The 21,685-nt window shown below is 35.1% G+C and carries 14 protein-coding genes and 1 riboswitch; of the genes, 7 read left to right on the forward strand and 7 right to left on the reverse strand.

The window, feature by feature from the left end:
• Positions 1 to 14 precede the first annotated feature (14 nt).
• Entirely contained in the window at positions 15 to 674 is a 660-nt protein-coding gene (thiE, locus tag FH036_RS16660) for a thiamine phosphate synthase (protein WP_044790816.1), read from the reverse strand.
• A gap of 16 nt (positions 675 to 690) precedes the next feature.
• On the reverse strand, positions 691 to 1,497 hold the full coding sequence (gene thiM / locus FH036_RS16665) for a hydroxyethylthiazole kinase (RefSeq protein WP_070805145.1): 807 nt from the start codon (positions 1,495 to 1,497) through the stop codon (positions 691 to 693).
• Between the two features lie 72 nt (positions 1,498 to 1,569).
• A riboswitch (TPP riboswitch) is annotated at positions 1,570 to 1,679 on the reverse strand.
• A gap of 268 nt (positions 1,680 to 1,947) precedes the next feature.
• On the opposite strand from thiM, the gene topB reads away from it, so the two are divergent.
• Positions 1,948 to 4,137: a DNA topoisomerase III gene (topB, locus tag FH036_RS16675; RefSeq protein ID WP_138322524.1), complete on the forward strand. Its 2,190-nt coding sequence runs from the start codon at positions 1,948 to 1,950 to the stop codon at positions 4,135 to 4,137.
• Between the two features lie 40 nt (positions 4,138 to 4,177).
• Here topB and FH036_RS16680 read toward each other — a convergent pair whose 3' ends face one another.
• The 5 genes from FH036_RS16680 to FH036_RS16700 all read right to left on the reverse strand — a co-directional run bounded on the left by FH036_RS16680 (position 4,178) and on the right by FH036_RS16700 (position 13,319).
• Positions 4,178 to 7,153, reverse strand: coding sequence for a YhgE/Pip domain-containing protein (locus FH036_RS16680; RefSeq protein ID WP_138322525.1), 2,976 nt, complete (start codon positions 7,151 to 7,153; stop codon positions 4,178 to 4,180).
• Positions 7,154 to 7,459: 306 nt separating this feature from the next.
• Entirely contained in the window at positions 7,460 to 8,251 is a 792-nt protein-coding gene (locus tag FH036_RS16685; RefSeq protein WP_139896011.1) for an endonuclease/exonuclease/phosphatase family protein, read from the reverse strand.
• A gap of 4 nt (positions 8,252 to 8,255) precedes the next feature.
• Positions 8,256 to 9,893 (reverse strand): PTS transporter subunit IIBC, encoded by a 1,638-nt coding sequence (locus FH036_RS16690; RefSeq protein WP_000705534.1) that lies wholly within the window; start codon positions 9,891 to 9,893, stop codon positions 8,256 to 8,258.
• 206 nt (positions 9,894 to 10,099) lie between these two features.
• Complete coding sequence (locus FH036_RS16695; protein WP_139896012.1) at positions 10,100 to 11,764, reverse strand: glycoside hydrolase family 13 protein; 1,665 nt, start codon at positions 11,762 to 11,764, stop codon at positions 10,100 to 10,102.
• Between the two features lie 262 nt (positions 11,765 to 12,026).
• The gene (locus FH036_RS16700; RefSeq protein WP_138322527.1) at positions 12,027 to 13,319 is read right to left on the reverse strand and encodes a methyl-accepting chemotaxis protein; all 1,293 of its coding nucleotides are present in this window, start codon (positions 13,317 to 13,319) and stop codon (positions 12,027 to 12,029) included.
• Positions 13,320 to 13,529: 210 nt separating this feature from the next.
• Between FH036_RS16700 and FH036_RS16705 the strand changes: the two genes are divergently transcribed.
• From FH036_RS16705 to FH036_RS16730, 6 genes are all read left to right on the forward strand, one after another.
• A complete protein-coding gene (locus FH036_RS16705; protein WP_000616947.1) occupies positions 13,530 to 14,252 on the forward strand; it encodes an amino acid ABC transporter ATP-binding protein in 723 nt (240 codons plus the stop codon).
• 121 nt (positions 14,253 to 14,373) lie between these two features.
• Positions 14,374 to 15,168 (forward strand): ABC transporter substrate-binding protein, encoded by a 795-nt coding sequence (locus tag FH036_RS16710; protein WP_000823758.1) that lies wholly within the window; start codon positions 14,374 to 14,376, stop codon positions 15,166 to 15,168.
• A gap of 143 nt (positions 15,169 to 15,311) precedes the next feature.
• Complete coding sequence (locus tag FH036_RS16715) at positions 15,312 to 16,004, forward strand: amino acid ABC transporter permease (RefSeq protein ID WP_138322528.1); 693 nt, start codon at positions 15,312 to 15,314, stop codon at positions 16,002 to 16,004.
• Between the two features lie 200 nt (positions 16,005 to 16,204).
• Positions 16,205 to 17,089 (forward strand): response regulator, encoded by an 885-nt coding sequence (locus FH036_RS16720; RefSeq protein ID WP_014481563.1) that lies wholly within the window; start codon positions 16,205 to 16,207, stop codon positions 17,087 to 17,089.
• A complete protein-coding gene (locus FH036_RS16725; RefSeq protein ID WP_139896013.1) occupies positions 17,086 to 18,126 on the forward strand; it encodes a HEAT repeat domain-containing protein in 1,041 nt (346 codons plus the stop codon). The genes FH036_RS16720 and FH036_RS16725 overlap by 4 nt, the downstream gene beginning before the upstream one ends.
• A complete protein-coding gene (locus FH036_RS16730) occupies positions 18,113 to 21,667 on the forward strand; it encodes a glycosyltransferase family 2 protein (protein ID WP_139896014.1) in 3,555 nt (1,184 codons plus the stop codon). The genes FH036_RS16725 and FH036_RS16730 overlap by 14 nt, the downstream gene beginning before the upstream one ends.
• The last annotated feature ends 18 nt before the right edge of the window (positions 21,668 to 21,685 follow it).

A 21,685-nucleotide genomic window follows, 5' to 3' on the forward strand; every position in this document is an offset into this window, starting at 1 on the left:
TACATAGCCTTCTTCTACAAACTGTTACTCACTTCCTCTACTAGCCTCTTCGTACTTTCATACGCAGATTCAGCTAAACTAATCGCTGAAATAACTGAAACACCGTCCGCACCTGCTTCTATAACCGAAGCGGTATTTTCAATTGAAATGCCTCCAATTCCGACAATCGGTATTGTAATTCCTTGTTCTCTAAAATGAGCTAACCCTTTCGTTCCTTGCACTGCTTTCGTATCTTTTTTCGTACTCGTTGGAAAGATAGGTCCTACACCTAAATAGTCAGCCCCATTTTCAATTGCCCAGCGTGCTTCTTCAATTGTATGTGTAGATACACCAACAATCTTATCACCCATTTTTTCACGAACAGAGGTAATTCCTTCATCATCTTGCCCAACATGCACGCCATCTGCATCTAACTTGAGAGCTAGTTCCACATCATCATTTACAATGAACGGTACACCGTACTCCTTACAAATTGCTTGTAGTTCTTTTGCAAAACAAATGCGTTTCTCTTCCGTTAAAGCGCCTTCCCCCTTTTCACGAAATTGAAAAATTGTTATACCACCTTCAAGTGCATCTTTCAATATTTGTAGTGGATCCTTCGTACAATTGTTACTTCCCATAATAAAATATACTGATAATAACTTAGACATTTCTGCCTTTGAAATACGTGACATTTATTTTCCCTCCTTACTATATAACCTCAATTTTCCCATACTTCTCTATATCACCTGAAGTCGTATTCGCTAATTGATTCAAAAATTCAATTTGAAAACTACCAGGTCCTTTTTCCACCGTCTTGGCAGCTGCCAGTTCCGCAGCTACCCCATAAAACGTTAATGCCGCTACCGCTGCCTTTACATAATCCTTTTCTACCGCTACAAATGCTCCTATTACAGAAGTTAGTAAACAACCTGTTCCCGTAACTTTCGTTAAAATAGGATGACCGTTTCGAATGAGAACAGTTCGCTCTCCATCTGTAACAACATCTTCTTTTCCAGTAATCACCGCAACTGTATTCAATTCATCCGCTGCCTGTTTTGCAATACTTACGACATTACCATTTCCAGCACCAGCGTCTACCCCTTTAATTTCCCATCTCTCATTAATAACGTTCGCTATTTCAGCTGCATTTCCGCGAATAATCGCTAATTCAATTTCAGCCGGAATATGTCTCGCAACTTCTGTTCGATACGATGTTGCTCCTGCACCAACTGGATCAAACAGTACTGGTACATTGTTCACATTTGCTGATTTACCGGCAAGTAACATCGCTTCTACTTCTTCCGGACGAAGTGTTCCCATATTTAATACTAACGCTCCAGCAATGCTAGCCATTTCTGCCACTTCTTCTTTTGCATACGCCATTACAGGCGATGCCCCTAACGCTAACAAACCGTTAGCTGTAAAATTTGTTACAACAACATTTGTAATATTATGAACGAGCGGACTAGATTCTCTCACCAAATCCACTACTTTACTAATTTCTTTCCTATTCATCCTTCTCATCTCCTAACTATAGTTATGGGAGATACACAAAAAGGCACTTTGCGCGTACGCAAAGTGCCTGAACATGTGCTTTTACACTCTCCCTACGCTGGCATTATCCAACAGGTTCAAATGGTCAATGACAGACTAGCCATACTCTCAGTTTGTATCCACAAACTCCCATGTGTTTAGTATTCTTCTACTTCAAAGTCTACTCTTATTCTAGTAAAATAACAAGTTCTTTACTTTTCTATTTAATATAGAAGCAACTAATAAAACAATACGCATAATAACTATCTATTTCTCACAGTCTCATCATGGTGCATATTATGTTCTGTCACGATCATTCAATTTCAAACAGATGTTATCCCATTAAAAACCGTTCAAATATGGAGCGAAACTGAATCTCAAGAAGATGTATGCTATAGTTAACGTATGGAAATTTGAAAGGATGTTTTAAATATGTCAAAAAGCGTTGTAATCGCTGAAAAGCCTTCCGTTGCACGAGATATTGCACGTGTACTGAAGTGCGATAAAAAAGGAAATGGCTACCTTGAAGGTAGTAAATATATTGTAACTTGGGCTTTAGGTCATCTTGTTACATTAGCAGATCCAGAAAGCTATGATGTGAAATATAAAAAGTGGAATTTAGAAGATTTACCGATGCTACCTGAGCGTTTGAAATTAACAGTTATTAAACAAACTGGGAAACAATTTAATGCTGTAAAAAGTCAGCTTCTTAGAAAAGATGTAAATGAAATTATTGTAGCGACAGACGCTGGACGTGAAGGAGAATTAGTTGCTCGCTGGATTATTGATAAAGTTCGAGTTAATAAACCAATCAAACGTCTATGGATTTCATCTGTTACTGATAAAGCAATTAAAGATGGTTTCGCAAATTTAAAACCAGGTAAAGCATATGACAATTTATACGCTTCAGCTGTCGCACGTTCAGAAGCTGACTGGTATATCGGTCTTAACGCGACTCGAGCTTTAACGACTCGCTTTAATGCCCAACTGAATTGCGGCCGTGTGCAAACACCTACTGTCGCAATGATCGCTAATCGTGAAGATGAAATAAAGAATTTCAAAGCTCAAACTTACTACGGCATCGAGGCTCAAACGACAAATCAGTTAAAACTAACTTGGCAAGATGCAAACGGCAATAGCCGCAGCTTCAATAAAGAAAAAATTGATGGTATTGTAAAAGGTTTAGATAAGCATAATGCTACTGTTGTGGAAATTGATAAAAAACAGAAGAAATCATTCTCTCCTGGTCTTTACGATTTAACTGAATTACAACGTGATGCCAATAAAAAGTTCGGTTACTCTGCGAAAGAAACATTGAACATTATGCAGAAATTGTATGAGCAACATAAAGTCCTAACATACCCTCGTACAGATTCACGCTATATTTCATCTGATATCGTTGGAACACTTCCAGAACGTCTAAAAGCATGTGGTGTTGGAGAGTACCGTTCCTTAGCACATAAAGTATTACAAAAGCCTATCAAGGCTAATAAATCATTTGTTGATGATAGTAAAGTAAGTGATCATCACGCAATTATTCCGACAGAAGGATACGTTAACTTCTCCGCCTTCACAGATAAAGAACGTAAAATTTATGATTTAGTTGTAAAACGTTTCTTAGCTGTTTTATTCCCAGCATTCGAATACGAACAACTAACGTTACGCACAAAAGTCGGCAATGAAACGTTCATTGCACGCGGAAAAACAATTTTACATGCAGGTTGGAAGGAAGTATATGAAAATCGCTTTGAAGATGATGATGTAACTGATGACGTAAAAGAGCAACTTTTACCTCGCATTGAAAAAGGCGATACATTGACTGTAAAGTTAATTATGCAAACATCAGGTCAAACGAAAGCACCGGCACGTTTTAACGAAGCGACTTTACTTTCAGCAATGGAAAACCCTACAAAATATATGGATACGCAAAATAAACAACTTGCTGATACGTTAAAATCAACTGGTGGATTAGGTACTGTAGCAACGCGTGCTGATATTATCGACAAGCTATTCAATTCATTCTTAATTGAAAAACGTGGTAAAGATATTCACATTACTTCAAAAGGCCGTCAGTTACTTGATTTAGTACCAGAAGAGTTAAAATCACCTACACTAACTGGTGAGTGGGAACAAAAGCTAGAGGCAATTGCAAAGGGTAAACTGAAAAAAGAAGTATTCATTTCCGAAATGAAGAACTATACGAAAGAAATTGTTTCTGAAATTAAATCGAGTGATAAAAAATATAAACATGACAATATTTCAACGAAGTCTTGTCCAGATTGCGGTAAACCAATGCTAGAGGTAAACGGCAAAAAAGGAAAAATGCTCGTTTGCCAAGACCGTGAATGTGGTCATCGTAAAAATGTATCTCGTACAACAAACGCTCGTTGCCCTCAGTGTAAGAAGAAGTTAGAATTACGTGGTGAAGGTGCAGGACAAATCTTTGCATGTAAATGTGGCTATCGCGAAAAATTATCCACATTCCAAGAAAGACGTAAAAAAGAATCTGGAAACAAAGCTGATAAGCGTGACGTTCAAAAATATATGAAACAACAGAAAAAAGAAGAAGAACCATTAAATAACCCATTTGCAGAAGCATTAAAGAAATTAAAATTTGATTAAACAAAAAGGTTCCTACCTCTATCGGTAGGAACCTTTTATGTTAGTGAATGATTTTACTTCCTTTTGCGTTCTCAACGAATTTTTCGCTTGATTTGTTAATTGGTGTTTTCAGTAATAACGCAGCAACAATCATAACTACTACGAAAGCACTTAATACAAGTAAATCTCGCGTTACAATATCCCACAGCATTCCGCCTACTGTTTCACGAATTGCACTAATTGCATATGTGAACGGTAAGAACGGATAAATTGCTTGGAAGAATTTCGGTGTCATTTGAATTGGGAATGTTCCGCCCGACCCTGCTACTTGTAGTACAAGTAAAATGATCGCCATCGATTTCCCTACGTTTCCGAAAATAGAAACGAGTGAGTATACGATACAAACGAAGACTCCACCAATAAATAAACTAAATAATACAAACCAGAACTTATCGACTACGTACGTACCGAGTAAGAATATATCTCCCATTGATACGATAAACGCTTGTGAAAGACCTATCGTTAAGAATGTTAATAAACGTCCGAAGTAAATTTCATGGCTCTTATAATTCGCGCCCTCTTCATGTACTTCTACTGTTAATAATGAAACCATTAATAATGCGCCTACCCATAATGCAAGCACTGTATAGAATGGTGACATTGCTGAACCATAGTTCGGCATTGCAAATAATTTATTCTCTTTTAAATTTACTGGATTCGCAAAATAATCACTTTGCTTCTCAACATCGTTTTTCAATAAGCGTATGATATCTTTTAAATCCTCTTCAGATTCAAAATCACGAATTTTATCTGCCAATTCTTTAATCTTTTTCTCAGTAGCTGGCATTTCAGCTTTAATGTCTGCTAATTTCTTTTTACCATCTACTAAGCCTTTTGATGAATCTTCTAGTATTTTTTTAACATCTGGAAGCTTTTTGTCTGCTTCTTTTAAAATTTGAGATGTGTTTTTAGACATCTCTTTCGTACGAGCAATAGCCGCATTGAAATTTGGAGTGATTTCTGAATCATATTTAGCTAAAATGTCACCAATTTGACCCGAAACACTCTTAGATACTTCATTAATACTCTCAATAACATCTGCTGCTGGTTTTTGCCCTTTATTAATAGAGTCAATTCCTTTATCAGTTAAATTGATTCCTTTTTGAAGACCATCTTTTACTTTATTTAATTTAGAAATAGTGTTATTCGTGTTCTTATCACTATTTACATCTGCTAAAACTTTATTTGTATTTTCCAGAACTGGAATCATATCATTAACTAAATTCCATGCTGCTTTGAACTGTCCATTTAAATCATTTAAGGCTACTTTTGTAGAGTCTAATCCATTAACACCTGCGTTGCTTAAGTCTTCTCTTGCTTTTCCAAGTTCTGTTTTTACTCTGCTGTAATCACTTACAGCCTTATCGTACTTTTCTCTACCACTGTCTAATGCCTCATTTGTTTGATTTACTAACTCATTCGCTTTTTTTATATCTTGATTTAAATTACCTCTAAGTTGTTGCGCATCTTCTTTTACACCTTCAGCCTTATCTTTCAATTGCTCGGCTGTACTTACTGCTTTTTCAAAATCAGTTACGAATGTTGCATTATAATCTGCTTCTGCTTGATTTACCAAGTTATTTATTGCATCTAACTTTTTATTAGTAGCATCTCTTACATCTTTTTTCACTTCTTGCCCTGTACCAATAATATTAGCAATATCTTTAACGCCACCATTTGCATTTTCGATAGCTGATTTAAGGTTTGTTAATCTTTCTATTCTCTTTTGGAAGAATTCTTTTCCAAAATCAGTTGATGCCGACTCTTTAAATTTAGTAAAGACATCAATTACATATGAAACACTATCCGCACGTCCTTGCAGCGTCTCAGAAACATTATTAAGATCTTGTTTCGCTTTTTCTGGATCAAAATTACCATTTTGTAACCCGTTTACAACACCTTGTGCATAAGTTGTTCCAACACGTATTGAGCTGAAAACATTATTTACAGTTTGATCAATATTTTTAGCAATATTCTTATACCCATCACCATTCACTTGCGGTAACGCTGGAATTTCTGGTATTTGCGGTATTTGTGGAAGAGTTATATTAGGTAACACTGGGAATTTAGCTGGATCTGGAAGTGTCAGATTAAAATCAAATGAAGGATTTTTTAAGTAATCCGTAATTTTCGCTGCAGCATCCAAGCCCTGCTTCGTTACAATTAAATTATTCTTAATAGTTCCCGGAGCACGATTCAATGTTTCATCATTTCTCGCAAAGAACGCATCTAAACTCTTAAGTGTATCCTGCCCATCATTAATAACACTTTCCACAACCGGCAATTCTTTCTGCGCTACTTTCACAACATCCTCTGCTCGAGTCGCATCATCTAACGCCTTATCCATCAGTGTATTCATTTCTGGGAACTGCGCTTCTAACTTAAATACAAGATCTTTTACTTTCTCAATACTTGGTAAGTTTGTTTCTAAATCGATTCCAAGGTCATTGAAGATTTTAAAAATCTCACCGTTCGCTGTTTTAACAAAGTTTTTACTAATTTCTTCTGTAATACCTGATGCACCTTTTGCTGTAATTTTCGGTGCAATCGCGTTTACCTTTTCATTTACATAGTAATCAAGTTCTGGTTTCTGTGGATTTTCATCCAGAACAGTTGCAATCTTTTCAGAGAAGTCTTTTGGGATTGTAATGCTTGCATAGTAATCCCCACGTTCAACTCCGTAAATTGCTTGTTTTTCATCTACAAATTTCCAGCCAAGATTTTTGTTTTTCTTAAGGGAATCTACAATCTCGTCCCCGATATTAATATCTTTCCCTCTTAAATTAGAGCCTGCATCTTGGTTAGAAACTGCAATGGGAACCTCTTTTGTATTTCCATACGGATCCCAAGAAGCTTTAATGTTAAACCATGCATATAACGATGGTAAAATCATTAACCCTACAACAATAACAATTGCAGCCCAATGTTTGGCTACATTCCGTAAATCTGTCTTATAAATACGCCAAATTTGTTTCATAGAAGTTATCACCTAATTATATATTTTTCCTTCTTTAGAAAATGATACATACATTTTGCAATTATATCACTTTCTACATCGTGGATTAACCAAAAACGAACTATTTTTTCCCATTAACTTTGACTTACTACATTATATAACGAAGTAAGTCAAAGTATGAATACAAAATGACCAAATCGGTTTTACATTCAATAATAACAAATATATAGGAAATGTCATAAAAAATACAAGTATTTTCTCTTGGAAATACTTGTATTCCTCAAAAAAATCCTCACAGCTCTTCATCATCTGTGAGGATTTCTTCTATTATATATCTACTTGTACTTCTACACCGAAATGATCTGAAATTACATTTCGGTTTGTACCATTAAAAATAACTTTTGAAGAACGAACTTTTTCACTTCGGTTACACAATATTAGATCGATTCGTAAATTATGTTTATTTTCATCCCAACCAGCAATCTCACCTTGGACAGTTGTTCCCTCATCCTTCTCTATTGCTAATTCATATGTGTCGTACAAACCTTCTTGCATCATATATTCATAACCCTCTCCTTGCAAACGAGCGTTATTATTAAAATCACCCATTAAGAAGGAAAGTTCATTGCTATCTACACGCTCCATCAAACGATTCACTTGATCTTTAAATGATTCTTCTTCATCAGTCCACCAACCGAGGTGGCAAGAGTAAAACGTGATGTTCTTACCATTGTAAGCAATTGTTGCACTTACAATTTTGCGTGTTTTCCAATACGTTGTATCCTTATTTTCTGAAATAAAGAACGTATCTTCTTTTACAACATTATACTTCGTTATAATCGCTAATCCTTCTTCATACACATCATAACCAATATGAGAGAAATCCCAAGTAATATTGTAATCTTTTACATGTAACGCTTTTAACTCTTCTAATAGTAAAAGTCCAAAATTATCTTCTTTCTTGTTACCGCATACATTTTTAGCTCCTATCGACTGACTTACTTCTTGCAATGCGATAACATCGTACTCTTCTTCTTGAATGACTTTAGCAAGATATTTTATCTTTTCTATTTGATTTTCTTCTTGCCAAGAGTGACAGTTTAAAGTTAGCAATTTCATATTATTACGCACCTAACATATCTTGAATGTCTGACTTTAATACGTCAGCTTTCGGGCCATATACCGCTTGTACACCTTTATCTTTTACGATAAGTCCTAAAGCACCATTTTGTTTCCATTGCGCTTCTGGTGCAACAACATCTAAATCTTTTACTGTTACACGTAAACGAGTCATACAAGCATCTACGTCAGCAATATTTTCTTTTCCACCTAATAAATCAATAACTTTTGTTGCTAATGAACCATCTTGTACATTTCCTGTTCCCTCTGATGACTCATCTTCATTATCAATGTAGTTACCTGCACGTCCTGGTGTTGGTAAGTTGAACTTTTTAATTAAGAAATTGAATAATGTAAAGTTCAGACCGAAGAATACTAATGAAACGATAACGAAATTGATTAAATCTCTTGTTAGTCCTGCATTAACCATCATCGGTGTACGAGTAATTAATTCAATAAATCCAAATGCGTGAACACGTAAGTTAATTAAATCTGCTAATGCGAATGCAAGTCCTGTTGTAATTGCATATACAACATATAATACTGGAGCAATAAACATGAACATGAATTCAATTGGTTCTGTTACACCTGTTAAGAATACTGCTAATGCTGCTGATAAGAACATTGGTTTATATTTTGCACGTTTTTCTTTATCAACATTACGGAACATTGCGAAAGCAATACCCATTAACGCTGCTGATGAACCGATAACTTGTCCAGCTTTGAATCGGGCTGGTACAACATTATTTAATAAATCGTTATATGCTTTTGTATCTCCATTTGCTAATAAGTTATTTAAATCTGTAATCCATGCAAGCCATAAAGGATCTTGTCCTGCTACAACTTGTCCAATTTTCGAACCAGTTAACATCGTATATGTTCCACCTAGCTCAGTATAGTTCATCGGAATTGTTAACATATGGTGTAAACCGAATGGTAATAGTAAACGTTCTAACGTTCCATATACAAATGGTGCAACAATTGGTGCACTATCTTTTGAAGCTGCAATCCAGCGACCAAATTCATTTAATCCACTTTGGATGAATGGCCATAAAAGTGATAATACAATTGCAGTTACTGTAGACCAAACAATTACAACGAATGGTACGAATCGTTTTCCGTTAAAGAATGCTAATGCTTGTGGCAGTTTGTTATAGTTATAATATTTGTTATATAAAGTAGCTCCTAAGAAACCTGTGATAATCCCTACGAAAACCCCCATGTTTAATGCTGGTGCACCAAGTACAGAAGTAAAGTAATCTTTTACAATTAAGTCCCCTGCTAATACTGAAGAAACTTTCGCTTTTGAATCCGCTAACATTTCAGCGTTTACGCCAAATATAGCTCCTGTAATTCTGTTTGTTAAGACGAATGCTAATAGCGCTGCAAATGCACCACCTGCGCGATCTTTCGCCCAAGATCCCCCAATTGCTACTGCGAATAAGATGTGTAGATTAGTAATAATTGCCCAACCGATGTCTTCCATTACACGAGCGATTGTATGAACTGCGTTAATATCCCCAGCAGACATTCCAATTAACTTACCGATAGAAATCATTAAACCAGCTGCTGGCATTACAGCTACAACAACTAATAACGCTTTCCCGAACTTTTGCCAAAAATCAAAAGACGTAATTTTCATCTGTTCTTCCTCCCCTTTATTTATAACAACATAATGATTTAAATTATAATTTCTGTTCCCTTTATGAAAACGATTCCTCATTTTAATTTGTTTTTATCCTTTACGCAACCGTTTTCATAAATCTATTTTAATAAAAGCGTTTTCACTTTGCAATAGAAATTTATTTTTTTTCATAAAAAAAGATGCTCTAGGAGCATCCTTTTTTATTATGAAATGCGATAAACCCTTGTTTCATAAGGCTTTAACGTGATTGTAGTTACTGGTTCATGTTCCGCAACTTCGTAGTTATTTAAAAGCAAACGTTTGCGTTCCAGTGCGAATGAACCCTCATTATATACAGCTTCCTCTTTTGAGATATTACTAATTACAACGATTTTTTCATCGCTTAATGTACGAGTATATGCATAAATTTGCGGATCATCTTCTAAAAGTAAATCGTACGTACCGTAATTCAGTACATCGTGCTCTTTTTTCAAGGCAATCATTTTCTTATAGAAATTGAAAATAGAGTTTTCTTCATTTTTCTGCTTTTCAACATTAATCTCTTTGTAGTTTTGATTTATACTAAACCAAGGTGCACCTGTTGTGAAGCCAGCATTCATCTCATCGTTCCACTGCATAGGTGTACGTGAATTATCGCGGCAAGAAGCCCATATAATTTCCATCATATCTTGATGTGATACGCCCTCTGCAATTTTCTCACGATATAAATTTTTAGTTGCAACATCATCGTAATCTTCAACTTTTGGTAATTGGACATTTGTCATCCCAATTTCTTGCCCTTGATAAATAAACGGTGTACCATGCATAAAGAAGTACATTGCGCCTAGAGCCGTTGCACTTTCACGCCAATATTGTTTATCATCCCCCCAAGTTGAAACGATACGTGGTTTATCGTGATTCTCAATATATAAAGCATTCCACCCTTTATTTTCTAACCCTTTTTGCCATTTCGTTAATACCTTTTTCAGTCCTACAACATCAAGGTCTTTCTTCTTTTCAGCATCCCATAAGCTTAAATGTTCGAATTGGAATACCATATTGAACTTACCTTGCTCTTCTCCAACCCAAAGCTCAGCATCTTCAATCTTAACGCCATTCGCTTCACCAACAGTCATAATATCGTACTTAGAAAATGTATTTTCTTTTAACTCTTCTAATAACGGTTGAATACCATCCACATTCATATGTTTATCAAAAGATGGTACATACTTTAGTTCTTTTGGATTTGGCATATCTTTAAAGCCGTCTTCTTTTTTTATATGACTGATCGCATCCACACGGAAACCATCAATTCCTTTATCAAGCCACCAATTAACTGTGTCGTATAACACTTCGCGAACTTCTTTATTCTCCCAGTTTAAATCTGGTTGTTTACGCGAGAATAAGTGTAAATAATATTGTCCTGTTACTTCATCATATTCCCATGCCGAACCATTAAAAATACTTTCCCAGTTGTTTGGTTCCGCACCATCTTTACCATCATGCCAAATATACCAATCACGCTTCGGATTGTCTTTAGATGAACGAGACTCAATAAACCATGGATGTTCATCACTTGTATGATTAATAACTAAATCAATAATAAGCTTCATATCACGTTTATGAACTTCATCTAGTAAAGCATCAAAGTCTTCCATCGTACCAAACTCATCCATAATATCTTGATAATCACTAATGTCATAACCATTATCATCATTAGGTGACTTATACATTGGACAAATCCAAATTACATCTATTCCTAAATCTTTTAAATAATCCAGTTTCGCAATAATACCTTGTAAATCTCCAATACCATCGCCATTTGAATCCATAAAGCTACGTGGATAAATTTGATAAGCAACCGCTTCTTTCCACCATGTCTTATTCATAGTCATTCTCTCCTTTTGCATCTCATCATAATTTTATGCAAACGTTTTCGTAACACTATCATAACAAAATATGAATAGTTTGCAACTGTTTTCATTGAACTCTATGTAGTTTCTTTATTCTTATGCTTTATTTATTTCTCACAAAGGCAAATCTCATTCCTCAATGGCTCTTGTCCACGCACGTTACACACACTAATTTATTTAATACTTAGGTAGGTTAAATAAATACGAAAAAGGAAGAACAAAATGCTGTTCTTCCTTTTTACATTGAAAATCGTTCAATTGTTTGTTTCAAGTTCTCTGCTTGTTGCTCTAAATCCTTTAATAATTGATCAATTACTACCATATTTTTAGATTGTTGCAACGTCACACGCGCCACTTCTTGTGAACCAGCTGATGTTTCCTCAGCAATTGCTGCTACAGCCTTCGTCTGTGCACCTGTTTGATGAATGTGACTCACTTGTTCATTCATATAGCTACTAATTTGCTTCGTTGCATCCGCTACTTCCATAACACTTGATGACATTTCTTTTAAAATTAATTCGGTAGCTTCCCCACGTTTCGCCTCTTCTTTAGCTATTTTCACTTGTTCTGTCATTTTCGTTGCAACTTGTTGCACTTCCTCTTGCATATTTCGTAATAACTGCGATATATTTCTTGCAGAATGGTCACTTTCATCTGCAAGTTTACGTACTTCTTCAGCTACAACGGCAAAGCCCCGTCCATGCTCTCCAGCACGAGCAGCCTCAATAGAAGCATTAAGTGCTAATAAATTCGTTTGGCTAGCAATCTCACTCACAACAGATACAATATGTTCTACTTGTTTCATTCTTTCCTCTAACTTCTGTACATTTTGCATTGAATCTTCATTTTCTTTCGCCAATGTTTGAATACCTTGAATTAAAGACGTAAAGACACGCGTACTATGCCCTAAAGCTTGAACCATTTCTGAAGACAACTCATCAGACTGTTTCGCTTTCTCTTCTACTTCACTTGCAATAGAAGTTGTGGTATCAACAGCAGAAACAATTGCCTGAATGGACGCCGCTGATTGCTCAGCTCCAGAAGAAATCTCTGCAAGTGTTTCAGAAACACCTTGTGCTTGTTTCGTTGCTTCGCCTGTTTGTTTTCTAATTTGCTGTACTTGATTATTTGTATACGAAAATGTTGTATCAATATTTTTTACCATGCCCCTTAAGTTCCCTAGCATCATATTAAATGCAACACTTAAAGATTTAATTTCATCATCAGTCTTTGGTAATGGAACATCTTCACGAATATCTCCTTCAGCTGCTTTTCTCGCCGCCTCCTCTAACTTTCGAAGCGGTTTAATTAAAAATACCGCTGCTCCATATGCTAAAATTCCAGACCATACTACCCCTAATAACATAACGATAATATTATATGCAGTTTGACTTACATAACTTTGAAAATAATCATATATCACATAAATAAAAAATATACTTGTTGAATATGTAATTAAAGCTAAAACTGTAGTGAATAGCATAAGTTGTGTACGTAAGCCAAAGGAAAATGCCTTCCTTTCTTTTTCCATCTCTTCTTTCCCCCTTTTTATAAGTAATATAAGTACTACCTATATATTATTATCCATATTTTCATTATAGAAGGATATAGGGATTTAAAAAAATTATTATTTCCTTGAATATCAAATCCACTAAAAAAATAAAGGATTCTGACAATTTGTGACTAATAACAGAAATAAGGGGCAACATTTGTAAAATTTATTTTTGACTGGGGGTTTTGTATGATTCAGGTTCGAAATCTAGTAAAATCATTTGGCTCACTTGAAGTTTTAAAAGGAATTGATTTAGAAGTACAAGAAAAAGAAGTTGTCGTTTTAATTGGTGCCAGTGGTTCCGGTAAAAGTACATTACTTCGCTGTCTTAACTTTTTAGAAATGTACGATGAAGGTGAAATTCACTTACAAGGTGAACAAATCGATCCCAAGCACTCCAATTTAAACAAAGTCCGTGAAAATGTCGGTATGGTTTTTCAACACTTTAACCTCTTTCCCCATATGACCTCATTAGAAAACATCATAGAAGCACCTATTCATGTGAAAAAATTAGAAACAGCAAATGCAAAGGAAATCGGAAATCAGCTCCTGCAAAAAGTCGGCTTACAAGACAAAGCGGATGTAACGCCCCACCTCCTGTCAGGTGGTCAAAAACAACGCATTGCTATTGCACGAGCTCTTGCTATGAATCCTAAAATTATGCTATTTGATGAACCTACTTCAGCCTTAGACCCTGAACTTGTTGGAGAAGTATTGCAAGTTATGAAAGAACTTGCTGAAGAAGGAATGACTATGGTTATTGTTACTCATGAAATGAATTTCGCAAGAGATGTAGCTGATCGCGTCATTTTTATGGATGACGGAAAAATTGTAGAAGATGCTCCGCCAGCACAATTCTTTTCAGCTCCATCCCACGAACGAGCAAAACAATTTTTACGCAACGTTTTATAGTGTAACTTCTGTTTCAAACGAAAAGAAATACATTCATACGGTGCACAACTAATCATCTAAATACAATATTTCAATAACATACTTAAAGCCATCCGTATGATCAATATATAGGAGGGGTTTTATGAAAAGAAAACTATTAACCATTGTTGCGAGTATTACATTATGTACATCTTTCATACTAGGAGCATGTAGTAAGGAAAGCTCTACTACTTCTTCAAATGGTGAAAAAGAATTTCGTTATGCGATGAGTGGCTTATATAAGCCTTTTAACTATAAAGAAAATGACGGAAAGCTTGTCGGTTTTGATGTAGAAATAGGTGAGGCACTTGCCAAAAAAATGAACATGAAACCTACTCCTATTACAAATCCATGGGAAACGCTAATCCAAGGTCTCAAAGCGAAAAAGTATGATGTAATACTGGGCAGTATGGCCATTACAGAAGAACGCTTAAAAGCTGTTAATTTCTCCAACCCTTATTACCGTTCTGGTGCCCAAATTTTTGTGGCTAAAAAGAATGCATCTATCTCTTCTCCAGAGGATTTGAAAGGTAAGAAAGTTGGTGTTGTAAAAGCTAGTACCTTTAAAAACCTTGTTGCAAAACATACAGATCAAATTACAGAATACGATAGCGATATTACTGCACTTATGGATTTAGAGCCTGGACGTATTGATGCGGTAATCACTGATCAAATGGTTGGTTTAAGAATGATCAAAGAAGGTAAATCAAATATAAAAGAAGCTGGAAAACCATTAAATCTTGATGAAATGGGAATTGCTATTCGTAAAGATGATAAAGAAATGGTTGAGAAAGTAAATAAAGCTTTAGATGAAATTATTAAAGATGGTACGTATGAAAAGATTAGTAAAAAATGGTTTGGTCGTAATATTCTTGGTGAGGAGGAAAAAACGAAGTAAACTAGTTATTCAAAAGTTTCATCCATTACGCCCCACTTTTTATCCCGCTATTTATGGGCAGTAAAACTCCCAATTGGTGCGAGATACTAATCAGTGGGGTATTTCATTCCCTACCAAAATCCATACAATATGAGGTGACACATATGTTTGAAATTTTTATGTCTACTTATCCCACACTCTTAAAAGCTACTATTGTCACATTACAATTAACACTAACATCCCTATTACTCGGTTCACTAATTGGATTACTATTCGCTTTCTTTCGAATCTCTAACAATAAAGTTTTAAATAGTATTGCTCACGTATATATCGCCATTATTCGTGGTACACCTTTAATTGTTCAAATCGCCATTCTCTATTTTGGGATTACATCCGTTGTTGTTTTTACTCCTTTTTGGGCAGGAGCCATTGCTTTAGCAATCCATAACGGTGCATATATTACTGAAATTTTCCGCGGTTCTATCCAATCTGTCGATCGTGGACAAATGGAAGCTGCTCGCTCTCTAGGGATGCCGTATTCTTTAGCAATGCGACGTATTGTATTACCGCAAGCATTTCGTCAATCTCTTCCTCCTTTAGGAAATCAATTCATTATTGGATTAAAAGATTCTTCACTTGTTGCTTACGTAGGAATGTCCGAATTATGGGGATCAGGTTTATCTATTGCTGCAGGTAACTTCCAACAATTAGAAACATACATAATCGTTGGTTTATATTATCTCGTGCTTGTTCTCCTATTCACTTACCTTGTTAATCTTTTAGAAAAACGATTACAGCGAAAAGAAACAAACTCTATACAGACTGCCAAAAAGAAAACAAAAGAAATTTCTCTTTGAACAAACTAACAGGTTAAGGACTATTTCCTTAACCTGTTTTTGTTTCTTCTCCATACTTTTTACTCCAATAATATTTTTCTATGTATAAGAAATTCATTATATTTCTACAGTCTCCCTCTTTACACATCATAAAATTATCCATAATATAGTAAAGATGGATATGCACATCTAGACGTCTTAAATAGTATAAGGAGGTCAATATGCTGGATTTAATTTATAAAGATTGGCTGAAACAAAAATATCAAATTTATAATCTTCAGCAACTTACAAGCTACATAAACAACTTAATTAGCCTGGCTGAAACATTAGGATTCTATCAATTACAAAAGGATTTACAACAATTATCTACAACGTTAAAAGATTCTAGCTCTGTCTACGATGTAGTCGAGCATATCACAGAAATGATGCTTTCCTTTAAACAGGATGATCAATTACTTAAAATTTATATAATTGGTACTATCCCTGAGGTACTTCAAAATGCCTCCATTCAAATTTTCGACAACATAAATAATGCTGATTGTGTTGTTGTATATAAAGAAACTATCCCTTCTTATTTCATACAACAGCCTATCATTTATTTTTATGAGAACGTAGATGATGAACAAATTATGCATCACGTAGTACAAGAGGTGTTACATACAAAATTACCTTTTGAAACAATCCAGAAGAGATTACAAAAATATATGTCAGTATCTCGCCAAACCCCTCCACTATTAGTAGTAACCGCTGACGACTTATTAACAAAATTTATAAAAACTGAATACACAACTTTACTAAACGTATATCATTTCACTAGCGGAAAGCACTTTTTCACAGAAAAAATCTATGAACAGTTTCCATTCTTCATACTAATTGTGGATTGGATGATGCCACAAATGGATGGTTTAGAACTTATTAATCGATTAAAGAGATTGTTGCCTAGTCGACATTTCCGAATTTTTATGACCTCTACTAAATCAACAGCCCACCACCTGGAGGAAGCATTTAAAGCCGGTGCTGATGATTTTATTGAAAAGCCGTTTTCACCTTTAGAATTTAAGGTTCGTTTGGCGCACTTATTAGAAGGAAGGAATGAAGGCTATTGATTATAGTTACAATTGTACAATCCATAGTTATCTTTTTAATAGTTGCTATTCTTATAGCGTATATATATTTAATTTCACTAAAATTACGTAGTAGAAATTTCAAAAGAAAAAATCATAAATGGAAAGAAGAAAATAGAAAATTTCTATATGAATTTATCATGCATAATAAATGCCATGATTTCAAAATTGAACATACAGCAGATATTCACGCACTAGAATCTCTCTGCATTAAAGCTACACAGCTCGTATCCGGGATTGATGAAAAACAGCGCATTCATCATTTATTACAAGTCTATTTGTTTCCCCATTATAAAGAAAAATTAGTTCACGGCACTCATATAGAAAAACAAAATATATTAGATATTATTTCTTTCTTCAAAATAAAAAAGTTTGAAAATGAGGTAAAAGATATCTGCACTCAAACATCTGGATCTATCCAGCATCAAGCATTTACTACATTAAGTACATTAAACACAAGGCAAGCAATTTTACTTGCTACAAGAGTCCATGACGCTATTCCCAACACTATGATTGCTTTAAGTATTTCTCAAACTGAAAATTTTTCTGTCTGGGTTGAATTTTTTTATACATTGCCTAAACAATTTCAATATGAAATTTTAAATGCAATTGGTACACGTGAAGAGAATAGCTGCTATCTTTTCCTCATTCAAAACTTAATGAATGAAGATGAGGAAATTATTATTCGCTCGTTACATGCTATTTCAAAGTTAATGCCGAAAACAGAAACAAAAGAGCACATTGAACATTTATTTAAAAAGGACAGTTGGCAAATTCACCTCATGTTTATTCGTGTAATAACCCCCTTTAAAGATGAAGGATACTTCCCTTATTTAGTAGAACAAGCAGGGCATCAATCTTGGTGGGTACGTCGTGAAGTCCAACATGCAATTCAATATTATTCAAACTGGCAAGAAAAGTATATTGAAATTGCCTTACATCACCCTGATCGTTTCGCACGTGAAAGTGCATTAGAGGCTTTAGCACGAAAGGATGTGACAACATATGCATTATCTTGATATATTTTTAAAAATTTCACAATGGCTCTTCTTACTATACATGGGTGTTGCTATCTTATTCTATACAGCTATATTTCTTATTTCTGCATTCACCTTAAGAAAAAAACGGGAACGTGATGAAAATAGGGAATTACTTCATTATTTACAGTCTGGTATTACTCGACCTGTCTCTATTATTGTTCCTGCCTATAACGAAGGAGTCACTATCGTATCAAGTGTCCAATCACTTTTAACTTTAGAATACCCTGAGTTTGAGGTAATCGTCGTAAACGATGGATCAAGCGATGATACATTAGAGCAATTAAAAGATCATTTCCAGCTATACGAAATTCAGAACGTGGTTAGATTACAATTGGAAACAGAGACTATTCGAAAAATATATCGCTCATCTGTTAATAAACAAATTATCGTTGTCGATAAAGAAAACGGCGGCAAAGCAGATGCATTAAATGCAGGTATCAATATTTCCAACTATCCGTACGTTTGTTCATTAGATGCTGATTCTCTCTTAGAACGTGATGCACTTATGAAAGCTATGAAACCAATTTATGAATCTCCAGAAAAAGTTATGGTAACTGGCGGGAGTGTTCGAATTGTGAACGGTTCTTACATACAAAATGGACAAATGATTGAAAATCGTCTTCCAAAACAACCTCTTGCGCTCATGCAAATTATCGAGTATTTGCGTGGATTCTTATTTGGTCGCTTAGCATGGAGCAAGTATAATATTCTTCCTATCATTTCTGGCGCATTTGGTATTTTCGATAAAGGAGAAGTTATTCGTGTTGGAGGGTATCAACGAAAAACTGTCGGAGAAGATATGGAACTTGTCGTTCACCTCCATAAAAAAGCTTTACAAGATGGAGAAGAGAAGAAAATCATTTATAATCCAAACGCAATTTGTTGGACACAGGCTCCCGATGATTTAACAACCTTCCGCAAACAACGGAGTCGTTGGCACCGTGGTTTAGGTGAAACTTTATGGCGCCATAAGGATATTTTATTCCGTCCAAAATATAAAGCTTTCGGTATGATTGCAATGCCTTTTTATTTATTACTAGAATGGCTCGGTCCTATTATTGAAATACTTGGCTATTTACTACTACTATATCATTTACTATTCGATGAAATTTTCACAGAATATGTATTTTTACTGTTAGCTGCTACCGTACTCTACGGATCATTCCTATCCGTAGGAGTTGTTTTATTAGAAGAATGGAGTATGAAAAAGCAAAATAGTATTAAAGATTTCACACTCTTACTTCTCTGGTCGTTAACTGAATCATTATGGTATCGTCCACTGACTGTTTGGTACCGATTTTTAGGACTGTTTCAAAGTCTTTTCCGAATTAAAGGTTGGGGGAAAATGAAACGTAAATCTCTTGAAAACCAATCTTCAGAACGTTTTTGGTGGCTACGAAGAATTGCCTTTATCCTAATTATTTTAGCAATTATTTTCGGGATAGATGCAACAAAACACCGATTGCAACCAACGCTCCTAAAAAGCACTGCAGATAATATTTCATATGGTTTTAAAGCAGAGCGAAATAAGCAAACCCTTCAGCATTATACAGGGGGCAAATGGGAAGATTGGACAATTAAAGGTGTGAACCTAGGTATGGCAAAACCAGGGGCATTTCCAGGTGATGCTGCAATTACAAAAGCAGAATATAAAAAATGGTTGAAACAAATTAGCGAAATGGGTGCAAATACGATTCGTATTTATACCATTCACCCTCCTGCTTTTTACGAGGCTTTATTTGAATTTAACCAACAAGCAAAACAACCTTTATATTTCTTCCATGGTGTATGGGTTGAAGAAGAACAACTGTTAGAAACAAAAGATGCTTACAAATCAAAAAATGAACTCTTTAAAAATATTGAAAGAACAGCCGATGTAATTCATGGTAATACAACAATCGCTGCTAAAAAAGGACATGCTTACGGTGAATATAATTATGATGTGTCACAATATTTAGCTGGTTGGATTCTGGGGATTGAGTGGGATCCTGACATGGTCATCGAAACAAATAAAAAACATGCTGATAAAACTTCATTTAAGGGGAAATATTTCGAAGCGAAGAACGCCAGTCCATTTGAAATTTGGCTAGCTGAAGGAATGAATCATATCGCTCAATATTCTATTAGCAAATATGAGACCGCTCAGCCTATCGCTTTTTCCAACTGGGTTACAACAGATTTACTAGATCACCCTGCTGAACCGTTCATCGGTGAAGATGCTGTATCTATAAATCCAAATCATATCTTTGCTAATAAGAATTACCCAAGCGGGGCGTTTGCCTCTTATCACGTGTATCCTTATTACCCTGACTTCTTAAATTTCGATCCAGATAAAGCAAATTTCAAAGACCATCGAGGGCAATCCAATAGTTACGCTGCTTATTTAAAAGACTTGCATGATTCACATGAAATGCCTGTTGTTATTTCGGAATTTGGTATCCCAGGATCCCGAGGTATTTCTCATAAAAATATACATGGAAAAGACCAAGGGCATATGAATGAAGATGAACAAGGGAAACGTAATGCAGAGCTCTTCGAAGATATTATTCAGGCGAAATTGGCCGGCGGTATTGTATTCATTTGGCAAGATGAATGGTTTAAATTCTCTTGGAATACAACTAAATATGATAATACGGAAGAACGACCACATTGGAACAACGTACAAGTTCCTGAACAACATTTCGGTTTACTATCATTTGAATCCCATACTATTAATGTCGATGGTGATACGAGTGATTGGAAAACAAAAACAAAAATTGGAGATAAGAATGGTTACACGACTTTCGTAACACACGATGAGTCCTATTTATACTTATCCATTGATCGTCCAAAAGCTAGACCTCTTGAAGAGGAACCTATTACAATTGGAGTAAACATATTACCTGAACAAGGAAATAAAGAATTTAACGGCCTTTCTATGAAAGAAGGCGCTGATTTTAAAATTGATCTGCACGGTGGACAATCTAATCAAGTACTTGTTGATTCTTACTATGATGTATTCTCTTATGAATTTGGTTTCCAACGAAATCTAGTTCCTTATACAAAACCTGAAAAAAATAGCGGACAATTCTCCCCTATTTATACAGCATTAAGTTTGCCAATTACATTACCACTTACTCAGGAGCAATTGCCATTTGAAAAATTTAATGTCGGAGCATTAACTATGGGAAATAGTAATCCGACTAGTGCTGATTACAACTCACTTGCAGATTTTTCTACTCCTGCAAAAGAAACCATTGAACTTCGAATTCCTTGGATGGTATTAAATGCAAAAGCACCAAACATAAAAGAATTTATTGGTGATATTTATGCAAACGAAGAAATAGATGGTTTAACTACGAAACAAATTATTAACGCAATTGGATTTACAGTTCAAATTGGAGCTGAAAACATTACAATTGCACAAGATGGCGAATATGCTATGTATAACTATTCAAAATGGGGTGATGTCGTCGAATACACATCACGACTCAAGAAAAGTTACTACTACATGCAAAAAGTATATCAAGCTACAAAATAACAAAAAGCAAGCTACTTT

The sequence above is a fragment of the Bacillus sp. CD3-5 genome (assembly GCF_006349665.1).
Lineage (GTDB): Bacteria > Bacillota > Bacilli > Bacillales > Bacillaceae_G > Bacillus_A > Bacillus_A paranthracis.